16 protein-coding genes are annotated in these 22,185 nt (G+C 70.0%); 7 read left to right on the plus strand and 9 right to left on the minus strand.

The window, feature by feature from the left end:
- Window positions 1-15: 15 nt before the first annotated feature.
- Window positions 16-843 (minus strand): succinate dehydrogenase subunit SdhC, encoded by an 828-nt coding sequence (gene sdhC, locus NS3_RS23350; RefSeq protein WP_067863555.1) that lies wholly within the window; start codon window positions 841-843, stop codon window positions 16-18.
- Window positions 844-1,182: 339 nt separating this feature from the next.
- On the opposite strand from sdhC, the gene NS3_RS30180 reads away from it, so the two are divergent.
- Window positions 1,183-2,721: a thiolase family protein gene (locus NS3_RS30180; RefSeq protein WP_245649770.1), complete on the plus strand. Its 1,539-nt coding sequence runs from the start codon at window positions 1,183-1,185 to the stop codon at window positions 2,719-2,721.
- Window positions 2,722-2,814: 93 nt separating this feature from the next.
- On the opposite strand, the gene NS3_RS23360 is transcribed toward NS3_RS30180, so the two are convergent.
- From NS3_RS23360 to NS3_RS23370, 3 genes are all read right to left on the minus strand, one after another.
- A complete protein-coding gene (locus NS3_RS23360) occupies window positions 2,815-3,102 on the minus strand; it encodes an Rv0250c family protein (protein WP_067863504.1) in 288 nt (95 codons plus the stop codon).
- Between the two features lie 265 nt (window positions 3,103-3,367).
- Window positions 3,368-4,483 (minus strand): alpha/beta fold hydrolase, encoded by a 1,116-nt coding sequence (locus NS3_RS23365; RefSeq protein ID WP_084495861.1) that lies wholly within the window; start codon window positions 4,481-4,483, stop codon window positions 3,368-3,370.
- Between the two features lie 327 nt (window positions 4,484-4,810).
- Window positions 4,811-5,992 carry an ATP-binding protein gene (locus tag NS3_RS23370; RefSeq protein ID WP_067863507.1) on the minus strand — a complete coding sequence of 394 codons (1,182 nt, stop codon included), beginning with the start codon at window positions 5,990-5,992 and terminating at the stop codon, window positions 4,811-4,813.
- 121 nt (window positions 5,993-6,113) lie between these two features.
- Here NS3_RS23370 and NS3_RS23375 point away from each other — a divergent pair, with 121 nt between their 5' ends.
- From NS3_RS23375 to NS3_RS23385, 3 genes are all read left to right on the plus strand, one after another.
- The gene (locus tag NS3_RS23375) at window positions 6,114-6,434 is read left to right on the plus strand and encodes a hypothetical protein (RefSeq protein ID WP_067863510.1); all 321 of its coding nucleotides are present in this window, start codon (window positions 6,114-6,116) and stop codon (window positions 6,432-6,434) included.
- A gap of 445 nt (window positions 6,435-6,879) precedes the next feature.
- The gene (locus NS3_RS23380) at window positions 6,880-7,458 is read left to right on the plus strand and encodes a C40 family peptidase (RefSeq protein ID WP_067863513.1); all 579 of its coding nucleotides are present in this window, start codon (window positions 6,880-6,882) and stop codon (window positions 7,456-7,458) included.
- Between the two features lie 22 nt (window positions 7,459-7,480).
- A complete protein-coding gene (locus tag NS3_RS23385; protein WP_067863517.1) occupies window positions 7,481-7,876 on the plus strand; it encodes an RNA-binding S4 domain-containing protein in 396 nt (131 codons plus the stop codon).
- Window positions 7,877-7,905: 29 nt separating this feature from the next.
- Here NS3_RS23385 and NS3_RS23390 read toward each other — a convergent pair whose 3' ends face one another.
- Entirely contained in the window at window positions 7,906-13,080 is a 5,175-nt protein-coding gene (locus NS3_RS23390; protein ID WP_067863520.1) for a KR domain-containing protein, read from the minus strand.
- 359 nt (window positions 13,081-13,439) lie between these two features.
- On the opposite strand from NS3_RS23390, the gene NS3_RS23395 reads away from it, so the two are divergent.
- The gene (locus NS3_RS23395; RefSeq protein WP_245649771.1) at window positions 13,440-14,405 is read left to right on the plus strand and encodes an MBL fold metallo-hydrolase; all 966 of its coding nucleotides are present in this window, start codon (window positions 13,440-13,442) and stop codon (window positions 14,403-14,405) included.
- A 184-nt stretch (window positions 14,406-14,589) separates the two neighbouring features.
- On the opposite strand, the gene NS3_RS23400 is transcribed toward NS3_RS23395, so the two are convergent.
- The gene (locus NS3_RS23400; protein ID WP_174550509.1) at window positions 14,590-15,564 is read right to left on the minus strand and encodes an NAD(P)H-dependent flavin oxidoreductase; all 975 of its coding nucleotides are present in this window, start codon (window positions 15,562-15,564) and stop codon (window positions 14,590-14,592) included.
- Between the two features lie 341 nt (window positions 15,565-15,905).
- On the opposite strand from NS3_RS23400, the gene fadD5 reads away from it, so the two are divergent.
- Window positions 15,906-17,477: a fatty-acid--CoA ligase FadD5 gene (gene fadD5, locus NS3_RS23405; RefSeq protein WP_067863523.1), complete on the plus strand. Its 1,572-nt coding sequence runs from the start codon at window positions 15,906-15,908 to the stop codon at window positions 17,475-17,477.
- Between the two features lie 100 nt (window positions 17,478-17,577).
- Here fadD5 and NS3_RS23410 read toward each other — a convergent pair whose 3' ends face one another.
- Entirely contained in the window at window positions 17,578-18,264 is a 687-nt protein-coding gene (locus NS3_RS23410) for a TetR/AcrR family transcriptional regulator (RefSeq protein ID WP_067863526.1), read from the minus strand.
- Between the two features lie 173 nt (window positions 18,265-18,437).
- On the opposite strand from NS3_RS23410, the gene NS3_RS23415 reads away from it, so the two are divergent.
- Complete coding sequence (locus tag NS3_RS23415) at window positions 18,438-19,205, plus strand: class I SAM-dependent methyltransferase (protein ID WP_067863529.1); 768 nt, start codon at window positions 18,438-18,440, stop codon at window positions 19,203-19,205.
- 81 nt (window positions 19,206-19,286) lie between these two features.
- Here the strand turns inward: NS3_RS23415 and NS3_RS23420 are convergent, their stop codons facing one another.
- Window positions 19,287-21,659, minus strand: a complete 2,373-nt coding sequence (locus tag NS3_RS23420) for a lysylphosphatidylglycerol synthase domain-containing protein (protein WP_067863531.1) — start codon at window positions 21,657-21,659, stop codon at window positions 19,287-19,289.
- 193 nt (window positions 21,660-21,852) lie between these two features.
- A partial coding sequence (locus tag NS3_RS23425) for an SDR family oxidoreductase (RefSeq protein ID WP_157101496.1) occupies window positions 21,853-22,185 on the minus strand: 333 nt, incomplete at its 5' end.

Below are 22,185 nucleotides of genomic sequence, written 5' to 3' on the forward strand. Positions count from 1 at the left end.
TGAAGCCGGGGCGGGTCAGTTGACGAACCGCAGGTCCGAGATCGTGTCGCTGGCGACCAGCAGCACGTAGAGGTCGGTGAGAACGAGAGTGCCGAGGGTGATCCAGGCCAGTTCCATGTGCCTGGTGTTGAGCTTGGAGACGAAGGTCCAGAACCGGTAGCGCAACGGATGCGCGGAGAAGTGCTTGAGCCGGCCGCCGGTGATGTGCCTGCAGGAATGGCACGACAGCGTGTAGGCCCACAGCAATGTCACATTGCCGATCAGCACGAGATTGCCCAGGCCGAAACCGAATCCGCCTCCGGAGCCGTGGAAGGCCGAGAGCGCGTCGTAGGTGTTGATCACCGAGATGACCAGCGCCACATAGAAGAAGTAGCGGTGCGCGTTCTGCACGATCAGCGGCAGTCTGGTCTCGCCGGTGTAGCGCTGGTGCGGTTCGGCCACGGCGCAGGCGGGCGGGGCGAACCACACCGAGCGGTAGTAGGCCTTGCGGTAGTAGTAGCAGGTCAGGCGGAAGCCGAGCAGGAACGGCAGCACCACGAAGCCCAGCGGTATCCACATGGGCAGTTCCGGGAACGGCGTGCCGAAATGACTCGAACCCGGCACGCAGGAATCGCTCAGGCAGGGCGAGTAGAACGGCGTCAGGTAGTGGTACTCCGGCACCCAATACGCCGTCCGGACAAACGATCTGATGGTCGCGTAGACGACGAAGGCGCCGAGGCCGAGCACCGTGAGCAGTGGTGGCACCCACCAGCGGTCGGTGCGCAGGGTGCGCGCGGCGATTCGGGCCCTGGTCTTGCTGAAAACGCCCGTCCCCGCGGGGACAGCGGTCGGTGCGGCACTCACGGGAGAACGCCTCGCTGTTTCGCTCGGCGGGCGGAGATCGATGCCGTCGCGGGAATCCGTGCCGTCTGGAGTATCGATGCCGACCGCGCTCTGGATGTGATGCACAGCACCATACGGCAGGGGGACTATGGCTCGAGGGTGGTCTCGGCGATCTCGGGTGGGTGCGCCGCCTATGATTTGCGCCACACAATCGCGGCCCGGCTCACGTGCGAAATGGGTTCCGCAGATGTCACGTCTTCGCAACATCGGCGTGGTCCCCTTTCTCCAGCGACACCTGCTGACATGCGTGGACATGTGTCAGCGCACTCCGGAATCCGGCCGGGTAAGGAGAGACCGACCATGAGAAGAGCCGCGATCGTGGCGCCGGTTCGCACCCCCAGCGGGGTCGACGGCGGGGCACTGTCGAGGATGCCCGCCCAATGGTTGGCGTCGACGGTGCTGTCGGCGGTCATCGAGCGTTCGGGTATCGAGCCGTGGCGGATCGAGGACGTCGCGATGGCGTGTTCGCGCATGGGCCCGGCATCCGGCCCGGACCTGGGCAAACTGGCCGCCCGCGATGCCGGACTGCCGTTCGCCGTACCGGGTTTCGTCACCGATCGGCACAGCGGCAGCGGACTGCAGGCGGTGATCACCGCGGCGATGATGGTGCAGACCGGCGCGGCCGATGTCGTGGTGGCGGGCGGCGTCGAGGCGGGCGGCGACGGGCCCGGCGGACTCGGGCGCAACGGTGACGTTCAGCGGGGCCGGGGATATGCCGGTCCGGGACCGCGCGGTGCAGGGCAGGTCCGTCAGGGGCAAGCCGTCTTCGGGCAGGCAGGTCCCGGGCAAGCCGGTTACGGGCAAGCAGGTCCCGGACAAGTCGTCTTCGGGCCGGGCGGTTACGGACCAGCCGGTGACGGCCGAAGTGGTTACGGGCAAGGCATGTACGGGCCGGGCGGCCATCGGCAGGGCGGCTACGGACCGGTCGGGGCGCGGCACGGCGGCGGAGTCGCTGCGGGCGCCCGGGTGTGGTCGGAGTCCTCGATCGATCTGGCCAATGCCGAAGAGGTGGCCCGGTACTACGGAATCACCCGGGCCGAGGCCGACGAGTTCGCGGTGGCCAGCCATCGCAAGGCGGCCAGGGCATGGCGGCAGGGGTGTTTCGGCGCCGAGGTGGTCAGCGTGCGCGCGGATCGGCCCGAGTACGGCATCGCTCCCGACGACACCGGTGGGCACCGGATACTGCGTGACGAGGGCATCGACGGCGAGATGTCCACGCACACGCTGGCCGCGCTCCGGCCGCTGCTGTCCGACGGGGTGGTGACGGCGGGAAACATGAGCGCGCACCGGCACGGCGCCTCGGCCTGCCTGGTCGTCGCCGAGGACAGGCTCGAGGAGCTCGGGCTCGAACCGATGGCTTATCTGGTGGGCTGGGCGGCGGCGGGCAGCGATGTCGACACCGCCTCGCTCGGCGCCGCGCCCGCAGTCGCGAAATTGCTCGGGCGCACCGGATTCGGCATGGACGATCTGGATCTCATCGAGGTCAACGAGGGATTTGCCGTGGAAGTGCTGGCGCTGGCGCGTGAGTGGGATCTGGATCCGAACGACCGGCTCAATGTCAACGGTTCCTCGATCGCGCTCGGACATCCTGTCGGCGCGACCGGCCTGCGGATCATGACGACGATGCTGCACGAACTCTCGCGTACCGGCGGTCAGTACGCGCTGGAGGCCATCGCGCTCGGCCACGACCACGGGATCGCGGCGCTGTTCGAATCCGCTGTCGCACCGCCACCGGTGCAGGCGCCGGCGGGGGCGCGATTCCACGGGGCGGCTGCGAACAAGCGCTCCGGTAAGCACCGGGCGGCCGGCGTGCGCAACAAGTGGCAGCAACGCCCCTGACCTGGCGGCGCCGGGGCGCACCGGCCGATACCCGCCGGTGGCCCCGGCCCGCCGCGCGACGTCGAGCGATACGGGCCGGAACCGCCGGTCGGCTCAGGTGGTACGCGGGCGGGAGTGGAAGCCCAGCCCCTCGTCCTGTGCGCCCATCCAGGCCGCCTCGTCGGACTTGCTGTCCGGGACGTAGATGGTGTTCTGTGGCCTGCGCCTGACCTCCGGCGGCGGAGCCTGCTCGAACTCGTCGGCGTCGATGGTGAGCCGTTCGAGATCGTTCTCCAGCCGGCGCACGGTGTTGGCGTCGCCGTAGTGGGTGCGCAGTGCGCCGATGGATTGCCGGAGCTGGTTGACCGCGTAGCGCAGTTCCGCGATATCGCTGCGTGTCATCGATTCCTCCTGTGTTCCTGGCGGACGTGCGGACCCGGGTCGGGGGCGTTGCCCCGCGGGGTACCCGCAGGCCGTGCATCACCGGGCCATGTGACCCACCACACAACGTGATCTACAACACAGTACCCGAGAAGCGCTGCCGAGTCTCGGGAAATCTCCAGGCGTACCAATTGCCGAGAAATCGCCGCAATCGTCTCGCGGACGGCTGTAGACCGGTCCGCCGCCCCGATGGGGCCGGAAATCGATTGCTGCCTGATCGCTTAGGTCAACCCGCGATGGCGAAACCGGGTGTCCCGCCGACTTCGCCCGTGGCCAGGATGCGGGTGCGCGCGACCAGCCGGGCGATGGCCCCGGCGACCTCCTCCGTGTACTCGCCGATGACGCTGTGGCTGCCGCCCTCCACCCGGACCAGCTCGCAGTCGCCGAGTTGGGAGGCCAGCACCACCGAGTGCGCGAACGGCACCACGATGTCGGCCGAGCCCGCCAGCACCAGCGTCGGCACCGCGCCCAGCCGGTGCAGTCCCTCGATCTCGTCGAAGTGGATGAGCGAGGTGAGGAAACCCGTCATGGTCAGCAGTGGGGTCTCGTTGAGCATCGTGGTCGCCACCGCGAGCAACCGTGGGCTGATCGTCCTGGTGCCCGCACTCGCCTCGCGCATCAGCGGCTCGAACAGGTGCCGGGACAGTCGCTTGGAGGCCTGCATCGCACGGGGCGCGTGCCGGATCGCGGTCTGCAGCGAGGTCACCGTGTAGCGGTGCAGGAACCGGCCGAGGCCGATATCGGTGAGCCCGGTCGCCGCGCCCGCGATCAGGCCGACCCCGACCACCCGGGTGCCGATGCTCTCGGCGAACAGTCGTGAGTAGGCCAGTAGCACCATCGCGCCCATCGAATGCCCGACCAGCACGATCGGTCCGGTGGGCGCCACCGCGCGCAGCACGGCGTCGAGATCGTGGGCGAGCTGGTCGATGGTGTAGGTGGCGGGGTGCCCCTCGCCGGACTCGCCGTGGCCGCGGTGGTCGTAACAGATCATCCGGGCGTCCTCGCCCCATCGCGCCCGCAGCCGTGCGCACAGCAGCGACCACGATTCGGTGTGCAGGCAATGGCCGTGGGTGAACACCAGGGTCAGGGGCGCGTCGGCGGATCCGAACACGCGCACCGCGAGCGTGACCCCGTCCTCGGTGCGCACCGTGAGGGGCCTGCTGTCCGGATCCAGGGCGGCGCGGGAGCGAGCGGATGCGGCGTCGCCGGAGGGCGTGGCGGCGCTGGAGGAGGCGGCACTGGGGGAGGTGGCGCTGGGGGAGATGGCGCTGGGGGAGATGGCGCTGGGGGAGATGGCGCTGCGGGAGGCGGCGCGCGCTGTGCCGGTGCGGGATACGAACATGCGATCTCCCAGTGGCGTGATCTCCCCGGGGCGGGGCGATGTGCCCGGGATGTCGGTAGCAATTTCCGTCCTGTTAGCCGCTCTAACCGGCTGTTATGCACCTGATGCGCAACCGCTCCCGGCTCGCTGCCGACCAGTGGACTCTTACCTCGAATCGGGCTTTCTACCAAAATATTGAGTAAAGACTAGAAATATTTAGACAAGCGTCGCGAAAGGCTGACTCAGCGTTGTCTGTCGATATCTAGTCTTTTTGCTAGCGAGCAGAATATTTCCCTGACCGGAGGATGCTGCGCGGTTCGCCCGTAATGTTGTGGGGCGCGCGCGGATTCACACGCTGCGCAGATAGCGGCCGAAATGCGGGACGGTGAAACCGATGGTGCCGCGCTCGGCGGAATAGATCAGTCCCTTCTTGATCAGCCCGTCGCGGGCCGGGGACAGTGAGGCGGGCTTGCGGCCCAGTTCCGCGGCCACCGCCGAGGTCGCCACCGGGCCGTCGTCGCCGGACAGGTCGGCCATGGCGCGCATGTACTCGCGTTCGGCCGGGGTGGCGCGTTCGTAACGGGAGCCGAAGAATCCGACCGCCAGCTCCTCCTCGGCCGCGGGGGCGGCGACCTCGACGTCCTCGGCGGTGATCGGGCTCTCCGGCGCCTGATCCCAGGTCGCCTTGCCGTAGGCCTGCACGAAGTACGGGTAGCCGTCGGCCTTGCGGTACAGCGCTTCCAGCGCCTCCTCGGTGAACTTCACCTCTTCGCGTTCGGCGGGCGCGAGCAGGGCCTGATCGGCGGATTCGCGGTCCAGCCGGTCGATCCGGTGATAGCTGAACAGCCGCTCGGAGTAGCTTTTGGAGGCCGAGAGCACGGCGGGCAGATGCGGCAGGCCGGCGCCGACCACGATCAGCGGCGCGGCCTCCTGGCTGAGCGCGTGGCAGGCGCCGCAGATGGCGGAGATGTCGGCGGGCCCCAGATCCTGCATCTCGTCGATGAAGATCGCCATCCCCACGCCGATATCACCCGCCAGTGCCGCGGCCTCCTCGAGCAACTCCACCAGATCGATCTCGATGTCGCCGGAGTCGGCCCGGCCTGCCACCGCCGGCACGTCGATGCCCGGCTGCCAGCGATCGCGCATTCCCTTGTCGGCGGTGGCGCGCAACGCGAAAGCCTTGAGAATGCCGAGGAAATCGTCGACACGTTCGGGATTGCGGTGCGACATGGCCACCGCCCTGGTCGCCATGTGCAGCGCCGAGGACAGCGGTCTGCGCAACTCCTGATCGGGCCTGGCCTCGATCTTGCCGGTGCCCCACCCGCGCGAGATCGCCGCGGAGCGAAGCTGATTGAGCAACACCGTCTTCCCGACGCCGCGCAGTCCGGTGAGCACGACGCTGCGTTCGGGCCTACCGCGCGCGATCCGTTCCAGCACGATGTCGAAGGCCTGCAACTGCTTGTCGCGCCCGGCGAGTTCGGGCGGGCGCTGGCCGGCTCCTGGTGCATACGGGTTGCGCACGGGGTCCATGCCCCGAAACCGTAGCGCGTGCGAGCAGCGAAATCTTCCGAAGTATTCGGCAAGTCGTAGATTTCGCTATCTTGTCCTTGTCGTCCCCGACACCAGGTACCGCCGCGCCGATCGGAGGCCCATGTTCGAGGAGTCCGTGTACGAGGAATCCGTCTGTGCGGAATCAGTCCAGGACGAGCCGGTGCCCTCGGACGTCGCCGAGGTGATCGAGGCATGGCGGGTGCCCGCGGGCGCGCGCCGGGCGCGGGTGATCAAAGCCGCCCTGCTCGGGGCGCTCGGGCACGAGGACGTGGGCCCGGAGCTGATCGCCGACCTGGCCATCGGGCCCCTGGTCGAGGCGCTCGCCCAGGTCGAACTGGAACTGGCCGACGCGAGGCGGCGCATCGACGAACTCGAGCGCGCGTCCGCGAGCGCATCGCGGGCAGGGGATCGGACGCTGTAGCCGAGTACTCGGGAACCGCCCGGACAGCGTGGTCTCGAATCGAAATGGTGGGCGTTCGCTGCTGAATCGCGCCGTTGTGGTGCGTGTTCGCATGGTGCGCGCGAGTTGTCCAGGGAATATTCACAAAGCGGCGGAAACACCACCCGCTCCGCTGGACAAGAGCCGCCGGGCATCGTAATCTTCTCGTGACTTAGTGGAGGGTGTCACTTCGTAAGAGGAGGGCGCCACTGGGTCACCCGCCTTATCGGCTGTCGGTGCCACCGTGTACCGGCTGCCGTGCCGGACCCACCGCAATCGAGGTGCGGGGCTGTGATTTTCCGCCCCGAGTCCGACAGCGACCCGGTCGGCGGGGAATGCAGGAAACGATCGGAGACTCAGGTCGGTGGGTAAACACAGCTTGCAGCGGGAATCGCGCGTGCCGAATTCCGTGAAGGGTGCTCTTGTCATGGGTGCGGTCGCCGCCACCGGCGCGATGCCCGCCATCCCGGCAATGGCCGCCACGATCAACATTCCTGGCCTCGGCGACTTCGACGTCCCGGTGCCGCAGGAATTCGAGCAGCCCGTCGAGCAGCTCGAGCAGCAGCTTCAGCAGGCCCTGGCCGCGCCCGGCGCGCCGCTGGCCGCGCCGCAACTCCCCCAGTTCACGATGCCCTCGGCGCCGTTCGTGCAGCAGACGAGCATCGGTGACATCGCCCTCGACGCCGCCAAGACCAAGGTCGGCGCCATGTACTCCTGGGGCGCCGCGGGCCCGTCCTCCTTCGACTGCTCCGGTCTGGTGAAGTGGGCCTACCGGCAGGCCGGAATCGAACTTCCCCGCACCAGCTTCGAGCAGTCGCACGTCGGCGCTCCGGTGTCCTTCGAGGAACTGCGTCCCGGCGACATCGTCGTGACCAACGGCGGTGGCCACGTCGGCCTGTACGCGGGCGACGGCAAGCTACTGAACGCGGTCCAGTCCGGCCAGCCGGTGTCCTACACCCCGCTGCGCCCCGACATGATCGTCACCGCCCGCCGTATCGCGGACTGATACCGGTAGCCGACAGGCGCGGATGCCGCAGCGAGAGCAGAGCGCACCGACACAGGCCAGGGTGGATTCCTGGACGTGGTCGGTGCGGCTGTTTCCCACTCGCTCGGCGGCGGCCGATGCCTGTCGTGGTGGCCACGTCCGAGTCAACGGGGCCACTGCGAAGCCGGCTCAGCCCGTCCGTCCCGGTGACGAGGTGCGTATCCGCGTCGGTGGCATCGAACGCATCGTCGTCGTGGAGCGGATCGTCACCAAGCGGGTCGGTGCTCCGATCGCCGCCCAATGCCTGATCGACCGCAGCCCGCCGCCGCCCCCGAAGGAAGTGCTCGCCGCCATGCCGCGGCGCGATCGCGGGGCCGGTCGTCCCACCAAACGCGAACGCCGCGAAACGGATCGTTTGCTCGGTCGCGACGAGAACTGAGCCGCGCGACGAGGTCGAGCCGACAAGGTTCAGCTGTCCGAGCCGGTCTCGCCGTTCACCAGCAGATGTGGCGCTCCGCTGCGCAACGCCTGGGTCAGTACGTGCGCGCCGTGAGCCACCTTCGCCGAGTCGTTGTCCATGGTCGCCATCGCGCCGTCGGACTGCCGGATCTCCCAGCCCAAGGCCAGCACCCGTCTTCGCCGTGACCCTGCGGCGAGCGCGTCCACGGCCGCCGACGCCGCGGCATAGGCGGCCTGGTTCCGCGCGCCGAGCGCACCGGCCGCCGAGGAGAACAGCAGCACGAAGTCGATCGGGTCCGCCGCGGTGAGTTCGAGCAGATGGCGCGCGGCCTCCGCCTTCGGCGCGAAGAGCCGTGCCAGATGATCCTGGGTCACCGCGCCGAGACGGGTCGGCTCGAAATCCTCCGCGGCGTGCACCACGCCCCGGATGGTCGAGCCGTATTCACGGATGTCGTCCAGCGCGCCCGCCAGTTCGGCGCGGTCGGCCACATCGCAGCGCACCACCACGAACCTGTCCTCGAGCCCGTCCAGCGGTCCGGGGACCGGCCGCGGATCGCGGGTCAGCACGACGACATCGTGGGCGCCCTCATCGAGCAGCCACCGCACCGCGATCGCGCCGCGCCGCCCGAGCCCGCCGGTCACGACATAGGTTCCCCCGGGGTCGATCCGCGGCGCGGGCGAGGTGACGGCCGGAGCCTGCCGGAACCGGCGCACGGCCAGTCCGTCGGTGCCCACCCGCAGGTCGCCCGACCACAACACATCGGTCTCCGACTCACCGGCACCCGAGGCGCTGGAGCGCGGCTCTCCCGGAGCCGGTGAAGTACCGGTATCCGGTGTGTCGACCAGCGTCCTCGAGCGCCCGCCGCCGGGCGCGTCGATCGTCACCAGGTCGGCGAGCAGTCCCAGCGCGCGCGGATCGGCGTCGGCCCAGACGACCCGGACGCGCCGTCGCGATTCCAGGCGAAGCGTGCGGGTCAGCGCCGCCACACCCCAGGCGGTCGCCGCACCACCGCTGCCGCGCAGGGCCCGACGGGGCAGCACCACGGTCAGGCCCGCCGTTGCGGCAGCGGTTGCGGCACACGTCAGGACCTCGTGGGCGCGGGCGAGGGCGGCGGCCGGGTCGGGATCATCGCTGTCCGGCCAGATCAGCACGATCCCGGTCGGCGGGTCCGCGGCCTCGGCGGCTGCCCAGACCACCTCGCCCGCGGCATCCGGCGTCCTCGCGACGTGCTCGGTGGCGACGGTCAGGTCTGTCGAACGGGCCAGGCGCGCGGCGGTTTCCGAGGCGCCGACGATCAGCAGGCGCCGTAGCCGGGACGGCGGCGTTCCGTCCGCGCCGGTCGTCGTGGGCAGCCAGACCTGGGTACGGAACGGGGCGATCTCGGTCTGCCCGTCCCGGGCGGCCGCGTCGCGTTCGGCGAACACGATCCGCACCCCCGACAGTGCCAGCACCGGCACCCCGTCGTCGTCGGTGCCGACGACATCGCCGGTCAGGCTGTCCGGCCCGCGTTCGCGCACGGTGGCATACGCGCGGGTGACGAGTCGTTCGGCGCCCGCGCCTACCCACACCGCGGAGATCGCGGGCACGCTCGGATAGGTCCGGTCCGACACGTACTCCTGGGCGGCCGCGACGAGCAGATGCACGCACCCCTCGATGATCGAGACCAGGCTCGCCGCAACGGTTTCCACGGTGCCGAAGGCGTGGCCCGCGCCGGTCTCCAATCCGGCGAGCACGCGTCGGCGCGGACCGTAGTCCAGCCGGTGCCTGCGCAGCAGCGTGTAGAAGTTCGCGCCGCCGAGCTCGCGCATGCGGTGGCGGGCCGAGCGGCCGGTGTCGACCACCCGCATCCAGTCCACGATGTCGGCGGGCGCGGGTCCGGACATCGGACGCGCCGACACCACGGGCAGGTCGCCGATATAGGCGCGGATGCCGGCCGGACCGTCGTCGCGGCATTCGATCGCGCCCAGTGCGTCCGGGCCGAGCCGGTCGTGCACGACGAAGTCGGTCATCATCTCGGCCGGTGCGGCCAGGCGCAACAGCGTGCGCACCCAATACCCGGTGGGCACGAGCGCGATCGTGCCGAGCGCGTGCTCGCCGGACTCCTCGGCGTCGACCGTGGCGGCGGCACAGTCGGTGACGAGCGGCAGCGGTGACCGGACCGGAGTGCGCCGCCACCGCCGTCGCGGGGCAGCACCGGTGAACGGTCCATGGCCGGACCACTCCACGAACCGGCCGTCGGCGTGCAGTTCGGCGAGCGCGAGCAGCAGCGCGGTCACCTCGTCGTCGCGGTCACCGACCGGGTAGGCCGAATTCCGGAATTCCGGATACTCCCGCAGGGCGGTGGTGAGGACCGGATGCGCCGCGAACTCGAGCACCGTTCCCACGCCGTCGTGCGCCGCCCGTTCCATCGCGGCCGCCAGCTGCACGGCGCCGCCGACCTCCTCGGTCCAGTAGCGGGCATCCGGCGCACTCGTCGAAAAGACCTGTCCCGCGCGGACAGTCGAGTAGAACGGCAGTCGCGGTGTTGCGAGCCCCCATGGCGCCGGGTGGGCGAGCCGATCGCCGGACCCGCGGGCGCGGTCGCCGCCTCGGTTCGTCTGGTCGTCACCCCGGCTCGCTTGGTCGCTATCGCGGCTCGTCCGGACGGTGCCGGTGCTCGTCCGGACACCGGCTCGGCCCGCCTGAGTGCCCATCCGAACGCCGCCCGTGCTCTTCCGGACGGCATCTGCGCTCGCTTGTGCGCCGCCCGTGCTCGTCTGGATGTGGCCTGTGCTCGCCTGTGCGCCGCTGATCACACTCGTGTGCTCGGTCTCCGGTACCACTGGATCGGAGTCGGTGCGTTCGAGAAGCGTGACCGACAGGCCGCGCCGTTCCGCGCGGCGCGCGATGGTCTCCACCTGGCGCGGCTCGCCGCGCACGAGGACCGAGCGCGGGCCGTGCATCGCGGCGACGGTGACCGCCGGACGCAACGGCTCGATCAGCCGCGCCACCTCTTCGGGACTCGCGTTCACCAGCGCACTCACCCGCTCGTCCGGCGGCGCGACGCCGGTCCTCCCGGCTCGCCACACCGCGAGCCCGGCCGCGTCCCCCGTGGTGAGCACCCCGGCGACCAGCGCGGCAGCCAGCTCTCCGAACCCGTACCCACATACCGCGTCCGGCCGCACACCCCAGGATTCGACCAGCCGCGCGAGCGCGACCTGATGCACGAAACCCGCCAGCAACCCGAGCTCGCGCTCGGCGCACCCGGTCGCCGGCGGATGGAAACCGAAGCGCGGAGTCCAGATCCGCGGACCGCCCGCCGTGACCACCGCGTCGGTGATCTCGTTCAATGCCGCCGCGAACACCGGATAACGAGCGGCGAGCGCCCGGCCCAGCCTGGCGGGCCGTTCGACGGTGCCGGTGAACAGGAACAGCACCCCATCGCGTCGCCGCGGTGTGCGCGGCCCGACGATGCCCGCACCCGGTTCGCCCTGCGCGAGTGCCCGCAACCGGTCCCGTGCCTGCGCCGCATCCCCGGCCAGCACCGCACCCCGCGTGGCGTTCGGAAACGAGCGGGTGGTCGCGGCGGAGAGTTCCTGCAACGCAGCCGATTCGGCGGCCCGATCGCCCTCCGGCGCGGCATAGCGCAGGTGGTGGACCAGCCGCATTGCCGCGTTCCTGAACTCGCCGTCGTCGCGGCCGGTCACGGTGATCAGCACGGGCGGGTCCATCGCCCGCACGGACCGCCCCACGCGCGCGGGTCGTACAGCGAGCGGCGCGACCCACGTCGATGTGCTCGACCCGGATGTGCTCGATGCGCCCGGCTCGGGCGTGCTCGGCCTGGATGTTTCCGGCTCAGAGGCGCCCGGCTCGGGGATGCCTGGTCCGGATGTGCCCGGCCGGGATGTGTCTGGCCTGGATGAGCCTGGTCCGGATTTGTCTGGCCTGGACGTTCCTGGCTCGGATGTGCCCGGTCCGGATGTGCCCGGTCCGGACGTGCCCGGTCCGGACGTGCCCGGCTCGAACGTGCACGGTCCGGATGTGTCTGGCACGGATGTTCCCAGCCTGGACGTGCCCGGCTCGGGCCCGCGCAGGACCGGCCTGTCACCGGCCGTCCACGCGGCCCGATCGTCGGCGAGTGCGCACACCCGCTCGATCACCGACATCACCGACCGGGTCGCGGGCATCGCCACCCGCGCGGGCAGCGATCCGCCGGTGTGCCGGTGGCCTGCTGCCGGGTGCGAGCTGCTCGCGGACCGTGAACTGTGCTCGGGGCCAGAGCAGTTCGCGGTCACGGATGTGCTCGCGGGCCGCGATCCGGTGACCGGCGGAGATCCGTCCGCGCGTTCGGCACTCCCGTGACGTCCAAGCTCGCCCCGGTGTCGAGACAGGTCTGCGGGACCGGGCTCGCCCGCACCTGCGACGCTGGACGACCGTATGCCCCGCGCAGGTGAATCCGCCGCTGGGAACTCGATCTCGGCGTGCACCCGGCTGCCGGTACGCACCGCATCGGCGAGCCGTTGCAGGATCAGCACACCGCAGCCCGCTCGCCAGAGGATGCCGCTCACCGGCACAGCGTCGCGCTCATCGGGCAGTGGTGGCGCGCTCGCGGGGGACGCCGCGACGCCGACCTCCACGCGGGCGGCCTCCACGCCGACGATTCCGCTCCCCGCGCCGCCGACCCCCGCGATTTCGATATCGACCCCGGCGACGATCACGAACGGCACGGACGCGTCCTCGAACGCGCGCACCGCGGCTTCGGCCCAGCCGGGTTCACCATCCGAGTTCTCCGACGTCGCACCGGGGCCGTGCAAGCCGAGCACGTGCGAGATTCCGTGCGCGATATCGCCACTCGGGCGCCCGCGTCCGTACCCCGGCGCGGCACCGATCGTGACGACGACGGCGGTGCTCGAACCGCGCATCCGGTAGCCGATGCCCGCATCGTCGATCGCCTCGACCACCGCTTCGAGTGCCAGGCGCTGTCGGGGATCGAGGACGGCGGCCTCGGCGTCGGGGATGCCGAACCAGGCGCTGTCGAACAGGTCGATGCCGTCCAGACGCGGCGCGGCGGCCGGTTCGCACGTGACGGCGCGGTGCGGGGCCCGCCGGAACTCGTCGAGGTTCGCCGCGGCGGGCAGGCGGCAGCTCATGCCGATGACGGCCACCGGGGAATGCCGGGGCGGGGTGGGGGAGATGTCGGTCATCGCATCGTGCGGACCATGGGTATCGCGCGGACCGAAGGTAGGGAACAAGGGTGCCACGGATGCGGTGACGCCACGGCGGCGGTCGGCACAACAGTGCGACCACGGCTGCAGGTATCGCCTTGCCCGCCTGCCGGACTCGGCCGCATCGCGTCCTCCCTCCCCGTCGCGGGCCCGCGCACGGTTCCACCCGCGATTATGCCGTATCCGCGGACCCGTAGGCACCCGTCTTCCATTGTGTCCGTTGCCATTTCGTGACACGCCGCAGTAGCCGGATCACCCAGCGTGTCGTGACGGCCATGCCACACGGCCGTCCCACGCGGCACTACCGCGCGCGACGTCCGTCGCCTACCGTCGGACGGGTGCCCGAAACCCAGCTCGCTCCGCGCGGCGAACGGACTCCGCTGCTGCCGACGCTGTTGCGCTGTTGCACCGCACTGGCCGCGACACCACCCCGGCTGCTGCGGCCCCGCGGCCCCGACACCGACCTGCTGGCCCGCATCGAGGTGACCGATCCGCCGCCCGCGACCCGAGCCGTGAAGCTGACGGTCCTGACCCAGGCGCACACATCGGCCCCGGAGATCCTCGTCGCCGAAGGCCATCGCAGCTTACGCAAGTATCCGATGAGCTACGCATCCTTCCTGGTCGAGCACCCCGGCGCGCGGTTCCTGATCGATCCGGCCATGTGCTCGACCCCGCACCGCCGGGTGCTGCCGGAGCTGCCGTTCCCGGTGCCGCTGCTGGTCGCGCCGGACAAGCCGGTGCTCGGCCTGGACGCCGCCCTCGCCGCCCACGGCCTGACCGGCGCCGACATCGAATTCGTCGTGCCGACCCATCTGCACTGGGACCACGTGGCAGGTCTGCTCGACCTGCCCGGCTCGGTGCCGGTGCGCCTGCCCGCCGCCGAATACGACTGGGCGATGCGCGGCCCGCAGGCCCCGCTCGGTGTCGCGCGCGGTCCGCTGCTCGGCCGGGAGTTCGACATCTTCGAACTCGACGGCCCCCCGGTGCTCGGCTTCCAACGAAGCGCCGACCTGTTCGGCGACGGCTCGGTGCTGCTGCTCGACCTGGCCGGACACACCCCGGGCAGCATCGGCGTACTGCTGGCTGTCGACGACGGCACTCGCGTGCTGCTGGCAGGCGACGCGGTGTGGGGCAACCTGCAGATCCGGTTGCTCCGTGAGAAGGCGCCGATGCCGGGGGCGCTGTTCGACGCCGATCGAGACGCGGCCTTCGCCACCATCCACCGGCTGCACGCGCTGCCCGAGGGCATCGAGGTGATCGCGGCCCACGATCACGCGGCCATCGCCGCCCGCGCTCGGGATTAATCGCCCGCGCTCGGGTTCGGTACAGCAGCGCTCAGGTTCGGTGCAGCCGTGCTCAGGACGGTACGGATGCGCTCGAGAGACCGCGCTCTGGACAGTACAGCCGCCCCGCTCCGCGCACGCGTCCCGGCGAGACGACAACCGCCGCCCACGTCCAGGACGCGGGCGGCGGTGAGTCGAACCTCGATCAGGCGACGACGAACTCGGCCAGCCGCTGCTGGATGATCTCCTCGGCCTCGCCGACCATGCGGCTGATCAGCTCGGCGCAGGTCGGGATGTCGTGGATCAGGCCCTGGGCCAGACCGGCCGACCAGATGCCCGCGTCCAGGTCGCCTTCCTCGAAGACCCGTCGGCCGCGGGCGCCCGCGACGAGTTCGCGCACGTCCTCGAACTTGCCGCCCGCCTTCTCGATCTCGACGACCTTGCGGCTGACCTCGTTGTCGGCCACGCGCGCGGTGTTGCGCATGGTGCGGAAGATCAGCTGGGTGTCCAGCTCGCTGTTGGCGACGATCTGTTCCTTGACCTTGTGCGCGATGCCGGATTCCTGGGTGCACAGGAAGCGGGTGCCCATGTTCACGCCGTCGGCGCCGAGGGCCAGCGCGGCGACCAGGCCGCGGGCGTCGGCGATGCCGCCGGAGGCGATGATCGGGATGTCCAGCGCGCGCGCCGCGGCCGGGATCAGGATCAGGCCGGGGATGTCGTCCTCGCCGGGGTGGCCCGCGCACTCGAAGCCGTCGATGCTGACGCCGTCGACGCCGATCTTCTGGGCCTTGAGGGCGTGCCGCACGCTGGTGCACTTGTGCAGGACCTTGACGCCGGCTTCCTTGTAGTACGGCAGGAAGGGCTCGGGGTTGCTGCCCGCGGTCTCGACGATCTTGATGCCGGACTCGATGATGGCCTGCACGTACTCGGCGTACGGCGGGGGGTTGATCGAGGGCAGGATCGTGACGTTGACGCCGAACGGCTTGTCGGTCAGCTCCCTGGTGCGCTCGATCTCCTTGCGCAATTCGTCCGGGGTGGGCTGGGTCAGAGCGGTGATGAAGCCGAGGCCGCCGGCGTTCGCGACCGCGGCGACGAGTTCGGCCCGGCCGACCCACATCATGCCGCCCTGCACGATCGGGTGTTCGATGCCGAATTCCTCGGTGAACCTGGTACGCAGCATTGCGCTTCTCCTATGTCTCGCGCGGGCGTGCCAGATCCGCCCTGCCGCCTCGATGGTGACACGACCGGCTATCGGCATTCAAGCGTAAGTAAGCCGAGATTCGCATAGTCAGTCCATAATGACGTCCTGATCGGCGTCCGATTAGATGGGAAATGGAGTCCATTTCTCCTGGTTGATGGCCTAGGATTGGTACGGTCGTGCTATCGAGACGATTAACCTCGATTCATCTCGCGATGTCTTGCCGACCGGATAAGTTAGTTGTTATTCTCGTCTCGGTTCAGCCCGTCGACGATGCCCGCCACCCGGCTGGGCAGCGGACGGTCCGAGAAGGAGTACGTGGTATGACCACTGGTGCACAGGCGCTCGACGAGCCGATTCGCTCGCGGCGCAATCACTGGAACAACCAGCTCGCTACGCATGCGCTCATGCGGCCGGACAACGTGGCGCTGCGGTTCAAAGGTGTCGACACCACGTGGAAGCAGCTGCACGAGCGCTCGGAGAAGTTCGCCGACGCGCTGGCCCGCCGCGGCGTCGGCTTCGGCGACCGCGTGCTCATCCTGGCGCTGAACTACCCCGAGTACATCGAAGCGGTCTTCGGCATCACCGCACTCGGCGCGATCGCGGTGCCGGTCAACTTCCGCCTCACCCCGCCCGAGGTCGCCTACATCGTCGGCGACAGCGGTGCCAAGGCGATCGTCTCCGATTCCGTGCTGCAGCCGCTGGCCGCCGCCGTGCGCGCGCAGGCCCCGGCGCTCGAGACCTTCATCGTCATCAACGGCAAGAGCGAAGAGGGCGTGCTCGGCTACGACGACGCCATCGCCGAGGAGGGCGAGCCGCACGCGCCGCTGGACATCCCCGAGGACACCCCCTCGCTGATCATGTACACCTCGGGCACCACCGGCAGCCCGAAGGGCGCGGTGCTCACCCACGAGAACATGAACGCCCAGGCGCTGACCTGCATCCGCGCCATGGAAATCGAGCCGGACTCGATCGGGTTCTGCACCTCGCCGCTGTTCCACATCGCCGGCCTCGGCAGTCTCGCGCCGTACTTCATGCTCGGCGCCAAGACCGTGCTGCACCCGCTCGGCGCCTTCGACGCGACCGAGTTCCTCGACGCCGTGGAAGCCGAGCAGGCCACCACCGCGTTCTGCGTGCCCGCCCAATGGCAGATCATCTGCGCCGATCCCACCCTGAAGGACCGCAAGCTGGCCCTGAAGATGCTGAGCTGGGGCGCCGCTCCGGCCTCGGACTCGGTGCTGCGCGCGATGGCCGAGGCCTTCCCGAACGCCCAGAACGTCGCGGTGTTCGGCCAGACCGAGATGTCGCCGATCACCTGCGTGCTCGAGGGCAAGGACGCGCTGCGTAAGCTCGGCTCGGTCGGCAAGCCGATCCCGACCATCCAGGTGCGCATCGTCGACGACGAGATGAACGATGTCGCCCCCGGCGAGGTCGGCGAGATCGTCTACCGCGGCCCGACCCTCATGCAGGGTTACTGGAACAAGCCGGAAGCCACGGCCGATGCCTTCCAGGGCGGCTGGTTCCACTCCGGTGACCTGGTCCGCACCGACGAAGAGGGCTTCATCTACGTCGTGGACCGCAAGAAGGACATGATCATCTCCGGCGGTGAGAACATCTACTGCGCCGAGGTGGAGAACGTGCTCTTCAGCCACCCGAAGGTCCGTGAGGCCGCCGTCATCGGCCGCTCGCACGACAAGTGGGGCGAGGTGCCGGTCGCGATCGTCGCGCTCAACGATCCCGAGGGCGAGCTGACCCTCGAGGAACTCGAGCCCTTCCTGAACGAGAACCTGGCCCGCTACAAGCACCCCAAGGATCTCGTGGTGCTTGCCGAACTGCCCCGCAACGCCAGCGGCAAGGTCGTGAAGGTGCAGCTGCGCAAGGACTTCGCGTCCTGAGCAGTGCTCTCCCGAGCCTCTGGCCCTACCCGCTGATCGGTGACTGGGACACCGATCAGCGCGATCGGCGCGGACGAGTGGGGTGCTTCTCCGAGGACCCTCACCCGTCCGCGCCGTCGGGGTTTCCGGGGGCACCGCCGTTCTCGGATGCGCCGCCCTGCCCCGGTGACCCGGCGTCACCCGACGCGCTGTCGCCGTCGTACGTCCGGCCTTCCCCGGTGCCGTCGGAGCCGTGCTCTCCCAGCAGGCCGGTGACGGTGTCGTATGCGGCGCGCGCCGTCAGTGCCCCACCCGATTCGGCGATGGAGGCCAGCAACCCGGTCACGCCCCAGGACAGAAACGTGATGGTGGTGTCGAATTCGTCCTCGGTGACGGTCAATCGGCCCGCCAGTTGCTCGGTGAGCAGCCGGCCGACCACCCCGCGCGTCGCTCGCAGCACCACCCCGCCCGCCGAGCGGCCCAGCAGCGCCCCGTACACGTCGGGATGCTGTTCGGCCAGCACGAACAGGCGATGGATGGGCGCGAGCCGTTCGGTTTCCGGCGGCGCGTCCGGATCCGGCGGCAACGGGGCCGAGATCGCCGCGCGCACATACTCGATACTGCTGACCAGCAGGAGATCGTCCTTGTCGCGGAAGTGCGTGTAGAAGGTCGACCGGCCGATATCGGCGCGATCGAGGATGTCGCGCACACTGATTCGCGCGTAGTCGCGCTCGAGCATCAGCTCGATCAGCGCCCGGTGCAACTGCGTCCTCGTCCGCCGGACCCGTCGGTCGACGTGTTCGGTCATTCTGGTGCTCTCCTCGAACTGCCCGTGTCCCGGTGGTGCGGTATCACTGTGCCGCTGATCGGCGGCCAGCGCTCGCCGGATCGGCGGACAATGCGCGGCCAGGTGTCCGAAAACGGACGGACCAGCACAGACCGCGCCTGGTCTCGCCCGATGTCGCGGGTGAACATGAACATATGTCCGAAAACAAACAACTGTCCGAAGAGCTTCCCGCCGACGAGATCGGCATCCTGATCACCCGTCCGCGCGCCTACCGGCGGTTGCGTGCACTGCTGCTTCTGCGGCGCAGCCGCGCCCTCTATGCCGAACTCGCCGCCCGCACCGGGGCGACGCCCGGCGCGGCCGCCCTCGACATCGGCTGCGGGCCGGGCGATCTGGTCGCGGCGCTCGCCGACCGGGTCGGCCCGCACGGCACCGTCCTCGGCATCGACCCCGCACCGCAGATGGTCGAGTACGCCGCCGCTCGTGCGGCCCGTCCCCACTGCCGCTTCGAGGCAGGAGCGGCCCAGGATCTCGCGCTGCCCGACGCTTCGATCGACGTCATCACCTCGACCTTCGTCATGCATCACATCCCGCAGGCCCGTCGCGCCGACGCGCTGGCGAACATGTACCGGATCCTGCGCCCCGGCGGCACCCTGCTGCTGGCCGACACCCACCCCAGCGGTCCCGTCCTGCCGACCTTGATCCGCGTCATGTCGCGCTCCGCCGCCCGCCGCACCGGAGACCAGGCCGCTGCGCGCGATGACGACCGGGCTCGCCACACCGACGACCCCGCCCCGCGCGTCGACGACCCGGCGACAGGGCGTCCCGACCCGCTCGCGGCCGTCGACATCAGGCGCTACCGTCCCGACCTGGCGGGCCTCGGGTTCACCTCGATCGAGTTCCGCACGATCACCCCGTCCACCGGAATACTGACCGCGCGCAAGCCGACTCGGTCCGGGTAGCGATCGGATCGGCAGGCCCGCGCGGCCCGGCTCGTGGACCGACCGGGCCGACCCCTCCGGTGAGCCCGAACCCGGCCGCGCTCAGATCATGTCGCGCTGGGTCATCCAGCGCATCAGGAACCAGCCGCAGAAGACCGGCAGCCAGCAGGTCAGCACGCGGTAGAGCAGCACGGACGGCACGGCGATGCTCGCGGGCAGTCCGAAGGCGGCCAGACCGCCGATGAGCGCGGCCTCGACGGCGCCCACGCCGCCCGGTGTCGGCGCGGCCGAGGCGAGCGTGCCGCCGATCATGGTCACGATGGTCACGGTGACGAAGGTGGTTCCGCCGCCGAAGGCCTGGACGCTGGCCCACAGCGAGCCCGCCATGCCGAGGATGATCGCCGCGGAGCCGGCGAGGATGATCGCGAAGCGTTTCGGGTCGCGTGCGAGGTCACCGAGTTCGCCGAGCACCTCCTGCAGCTGAGGGCGCACCGAGGCGTTGAGCCAGCGGCGCAGGGTCGGCACGAACATGAAGGTGCCGATGATGCCCACACCCACACCCACGGCCAGATAGATGATGGTCGGGTCGGGCACGAACCGGGACAGGTCCGCCGAGGTACCCGCCACGATGCTGAACAGCACCAGCAGGCTCAGGTGCGTGATGATCTGCACCGCCTGCTGCAACGCGACCGCGGCGGTGGCGCGCACCGCGCCGAGTCCGCCCTTCTGCAGGAAACGCACACTCAACGCCAGACCGCCCACCCGCGCGGGCGTGGTGGTGGCGGCGAAAGTGTTGGCCACCTGCATGATGATCAGATCGCGCAGCCGGACCAGCCGGGAGGCGCAGGCCCACAGCGCCGCCGCCGCGCCGATATAGGTCAGCGTCGACACCCCGAGCCCGAGCAGTGCCCACCACCAGTTGGCCGTGCGCAGCTGAGTGAAGAAGGTCGGCACCTGGCTGATGAACGGGTAGGCCACGTAGACCAGAGCGATCAGCAGCACCAGCTGGATGATCTGGTTGCGGGAGAATCGGGTGATCTGATCGGCTTCGATCTTGTCCTGGCCGGTCTGCCTGCGTACTTCCTCGTGCGCCTCGGCGACCCGGTCGCCCCACTTGGGGATGGCCGCGCGCAGTCCGGCGGGCATGGCGGATTTGGTCAGTCTGCGGGAGGAGTTCAGGATCGCCTCCTCGCCCAGCGCCTCGATGGCGGCGCGCACCGCGGCCTCTTTGCCGTGCGTGGCGGTGGTAGTGACCAGCAGTTGGGCGATGTCGGTCTGTAATTGGGTGTCGGTGGCGCCGAATTCGGCGCTGCCGAAGCCGGTGAACACCACGCGCCCGTTGTCGACGCGGACGTCCTGCGGGCGCAGATCGCCGTGTGCGATGCGGCCTTCGTGCAGCGCGTCCACCGCTTGCCACACCTTGGGCAGCACCTCGTCGGCGGCGGTGTCGATCGCCTGCCCGGCCGCGACGGTGTGCGCGTAGAGCACCCAGCCGCGATCCAGAGCCGTCACCAGCACCACCCTGGTGCCCGACAGATCCAGCTGACCGGCCGCGATGGCCACCAACGCGCGGTGTTCCACCGCGCGATGCAGCGACCCGTGCAGCGCCGCGGTCTCACTGCTGCGGAAGGTGAGCCACCGCCACACCATGCGCAGCGTGCCGTGACTGCGCTGGTGCTTGCCGTACATCTCGATGACGAGTTCGTGTTCGGGTCCTTCGACGGTGGCGGCCAGCACCAGCGGGCCGGAGCCTGCCGGCCTGCGCACGATGAACCCGGTGACGCCGTAGCCCTCGCGGTCGAGTACCCGTACCGCCGCGTCCAGCGGGACCTCCAGCGCGGGCGTGCCCACCACCCAGACGATCAGGGCGCCGACCAGCCAGCCGACCGCGAGCCCGAACATCGCGCGCGCGGGCACGACGGTGCTGACCACCAGGTGCATCGGCGCGAACGCCAGCAGCAGGAACCACCACCACCGGCGCGGCCTGGTCGGCAGCCACGGGCTCGACACGGTGAGCACCGCCGCCAGCAGCGCGATCCAGCGCGGATCGTCGAGGAACTGGGACAGGAAGGTGTCGAGCCGGTCGGGCACCTGCAGATGCCATTGCGGCGCGGACAGCCCGGTGCCGGTGATCGACAGCAGCAGCACCGCCAGCAGACCCGCCGCACCGTAGCCCGCCAGCAGTTTCCACCGCCTGCCGAGGATGATCTCGATGAGGATCGCGAAGGGCAGGAACAGGATGGCGATGCCGTAGATGAGGTAGACCAGGTTGGACTGGTCGGGGGTGAGGAATCCGACGATGTCGGAGACCGAGCGTTCCAGTGCCAGCCACTCCGGCCGGGTGATGACCGACCCCGCGATCACGACCGCCAGCCCCAGCGACGCGAGCATGACCCGGACGATGTCGGTCGTCCGCCGGGTCAGCGGCTGTAACAGGCTCCCGGTGACCGGGATCTCCCGCCCGTCGAGTCGCATGTCGTATCGGTACTTTCGGATCGGTTCGCGCTGGTTCGGCGTCCCCTATCGCACGCTCGGTGAGTATGCAGCAGGCGGCCGTGGCCGCCGGGCACCAACACGCCGCAGTGGGCTGGTCGACGCGTAGTGCCGTTACCGGCCGGTGATCACACTGCCAGAACCACGTGCGGGCCGGTACGCCCACCCCATCGGCTCATCCGTTCGCGGGCCCCGCGTCCACCCCGAACACCTGGCCGGTCATCTCCCCGGCGTCGAGCTCGACGATCGCGCGCACCACCTGCTCGACCGGCACCCGCTCCGGGAACCGGTCGGGGGCCACCGCATTGGCCCGCACCCCGAACTCGCTGTATTCGACGGCCAGGTGCCGGGTGAACTGATCCAGCGCCGCCATCGCCGCACCGTAACCGGCCTGCCCAGCGACCACCGTGGAACCGGCGAGGGCGGAGACGGTGACGATATTGCGGTTGCGCGCCCGGTTGACGCGCGCGTCGTGCAGCCAGGACCGCTGCGCCAGCCGCGCCGCCAG

Origin of the sequence: Nocardia shimofusensis NBRC 100134, assembly GCF_001613125.1 — a bacterium.
Lineage (GTDB): Bacteria > Actinomycetota > Actinomycetes > Mycobacteriales > Mycobacteriaceae > Nocardia > Nocardia shimofusensis.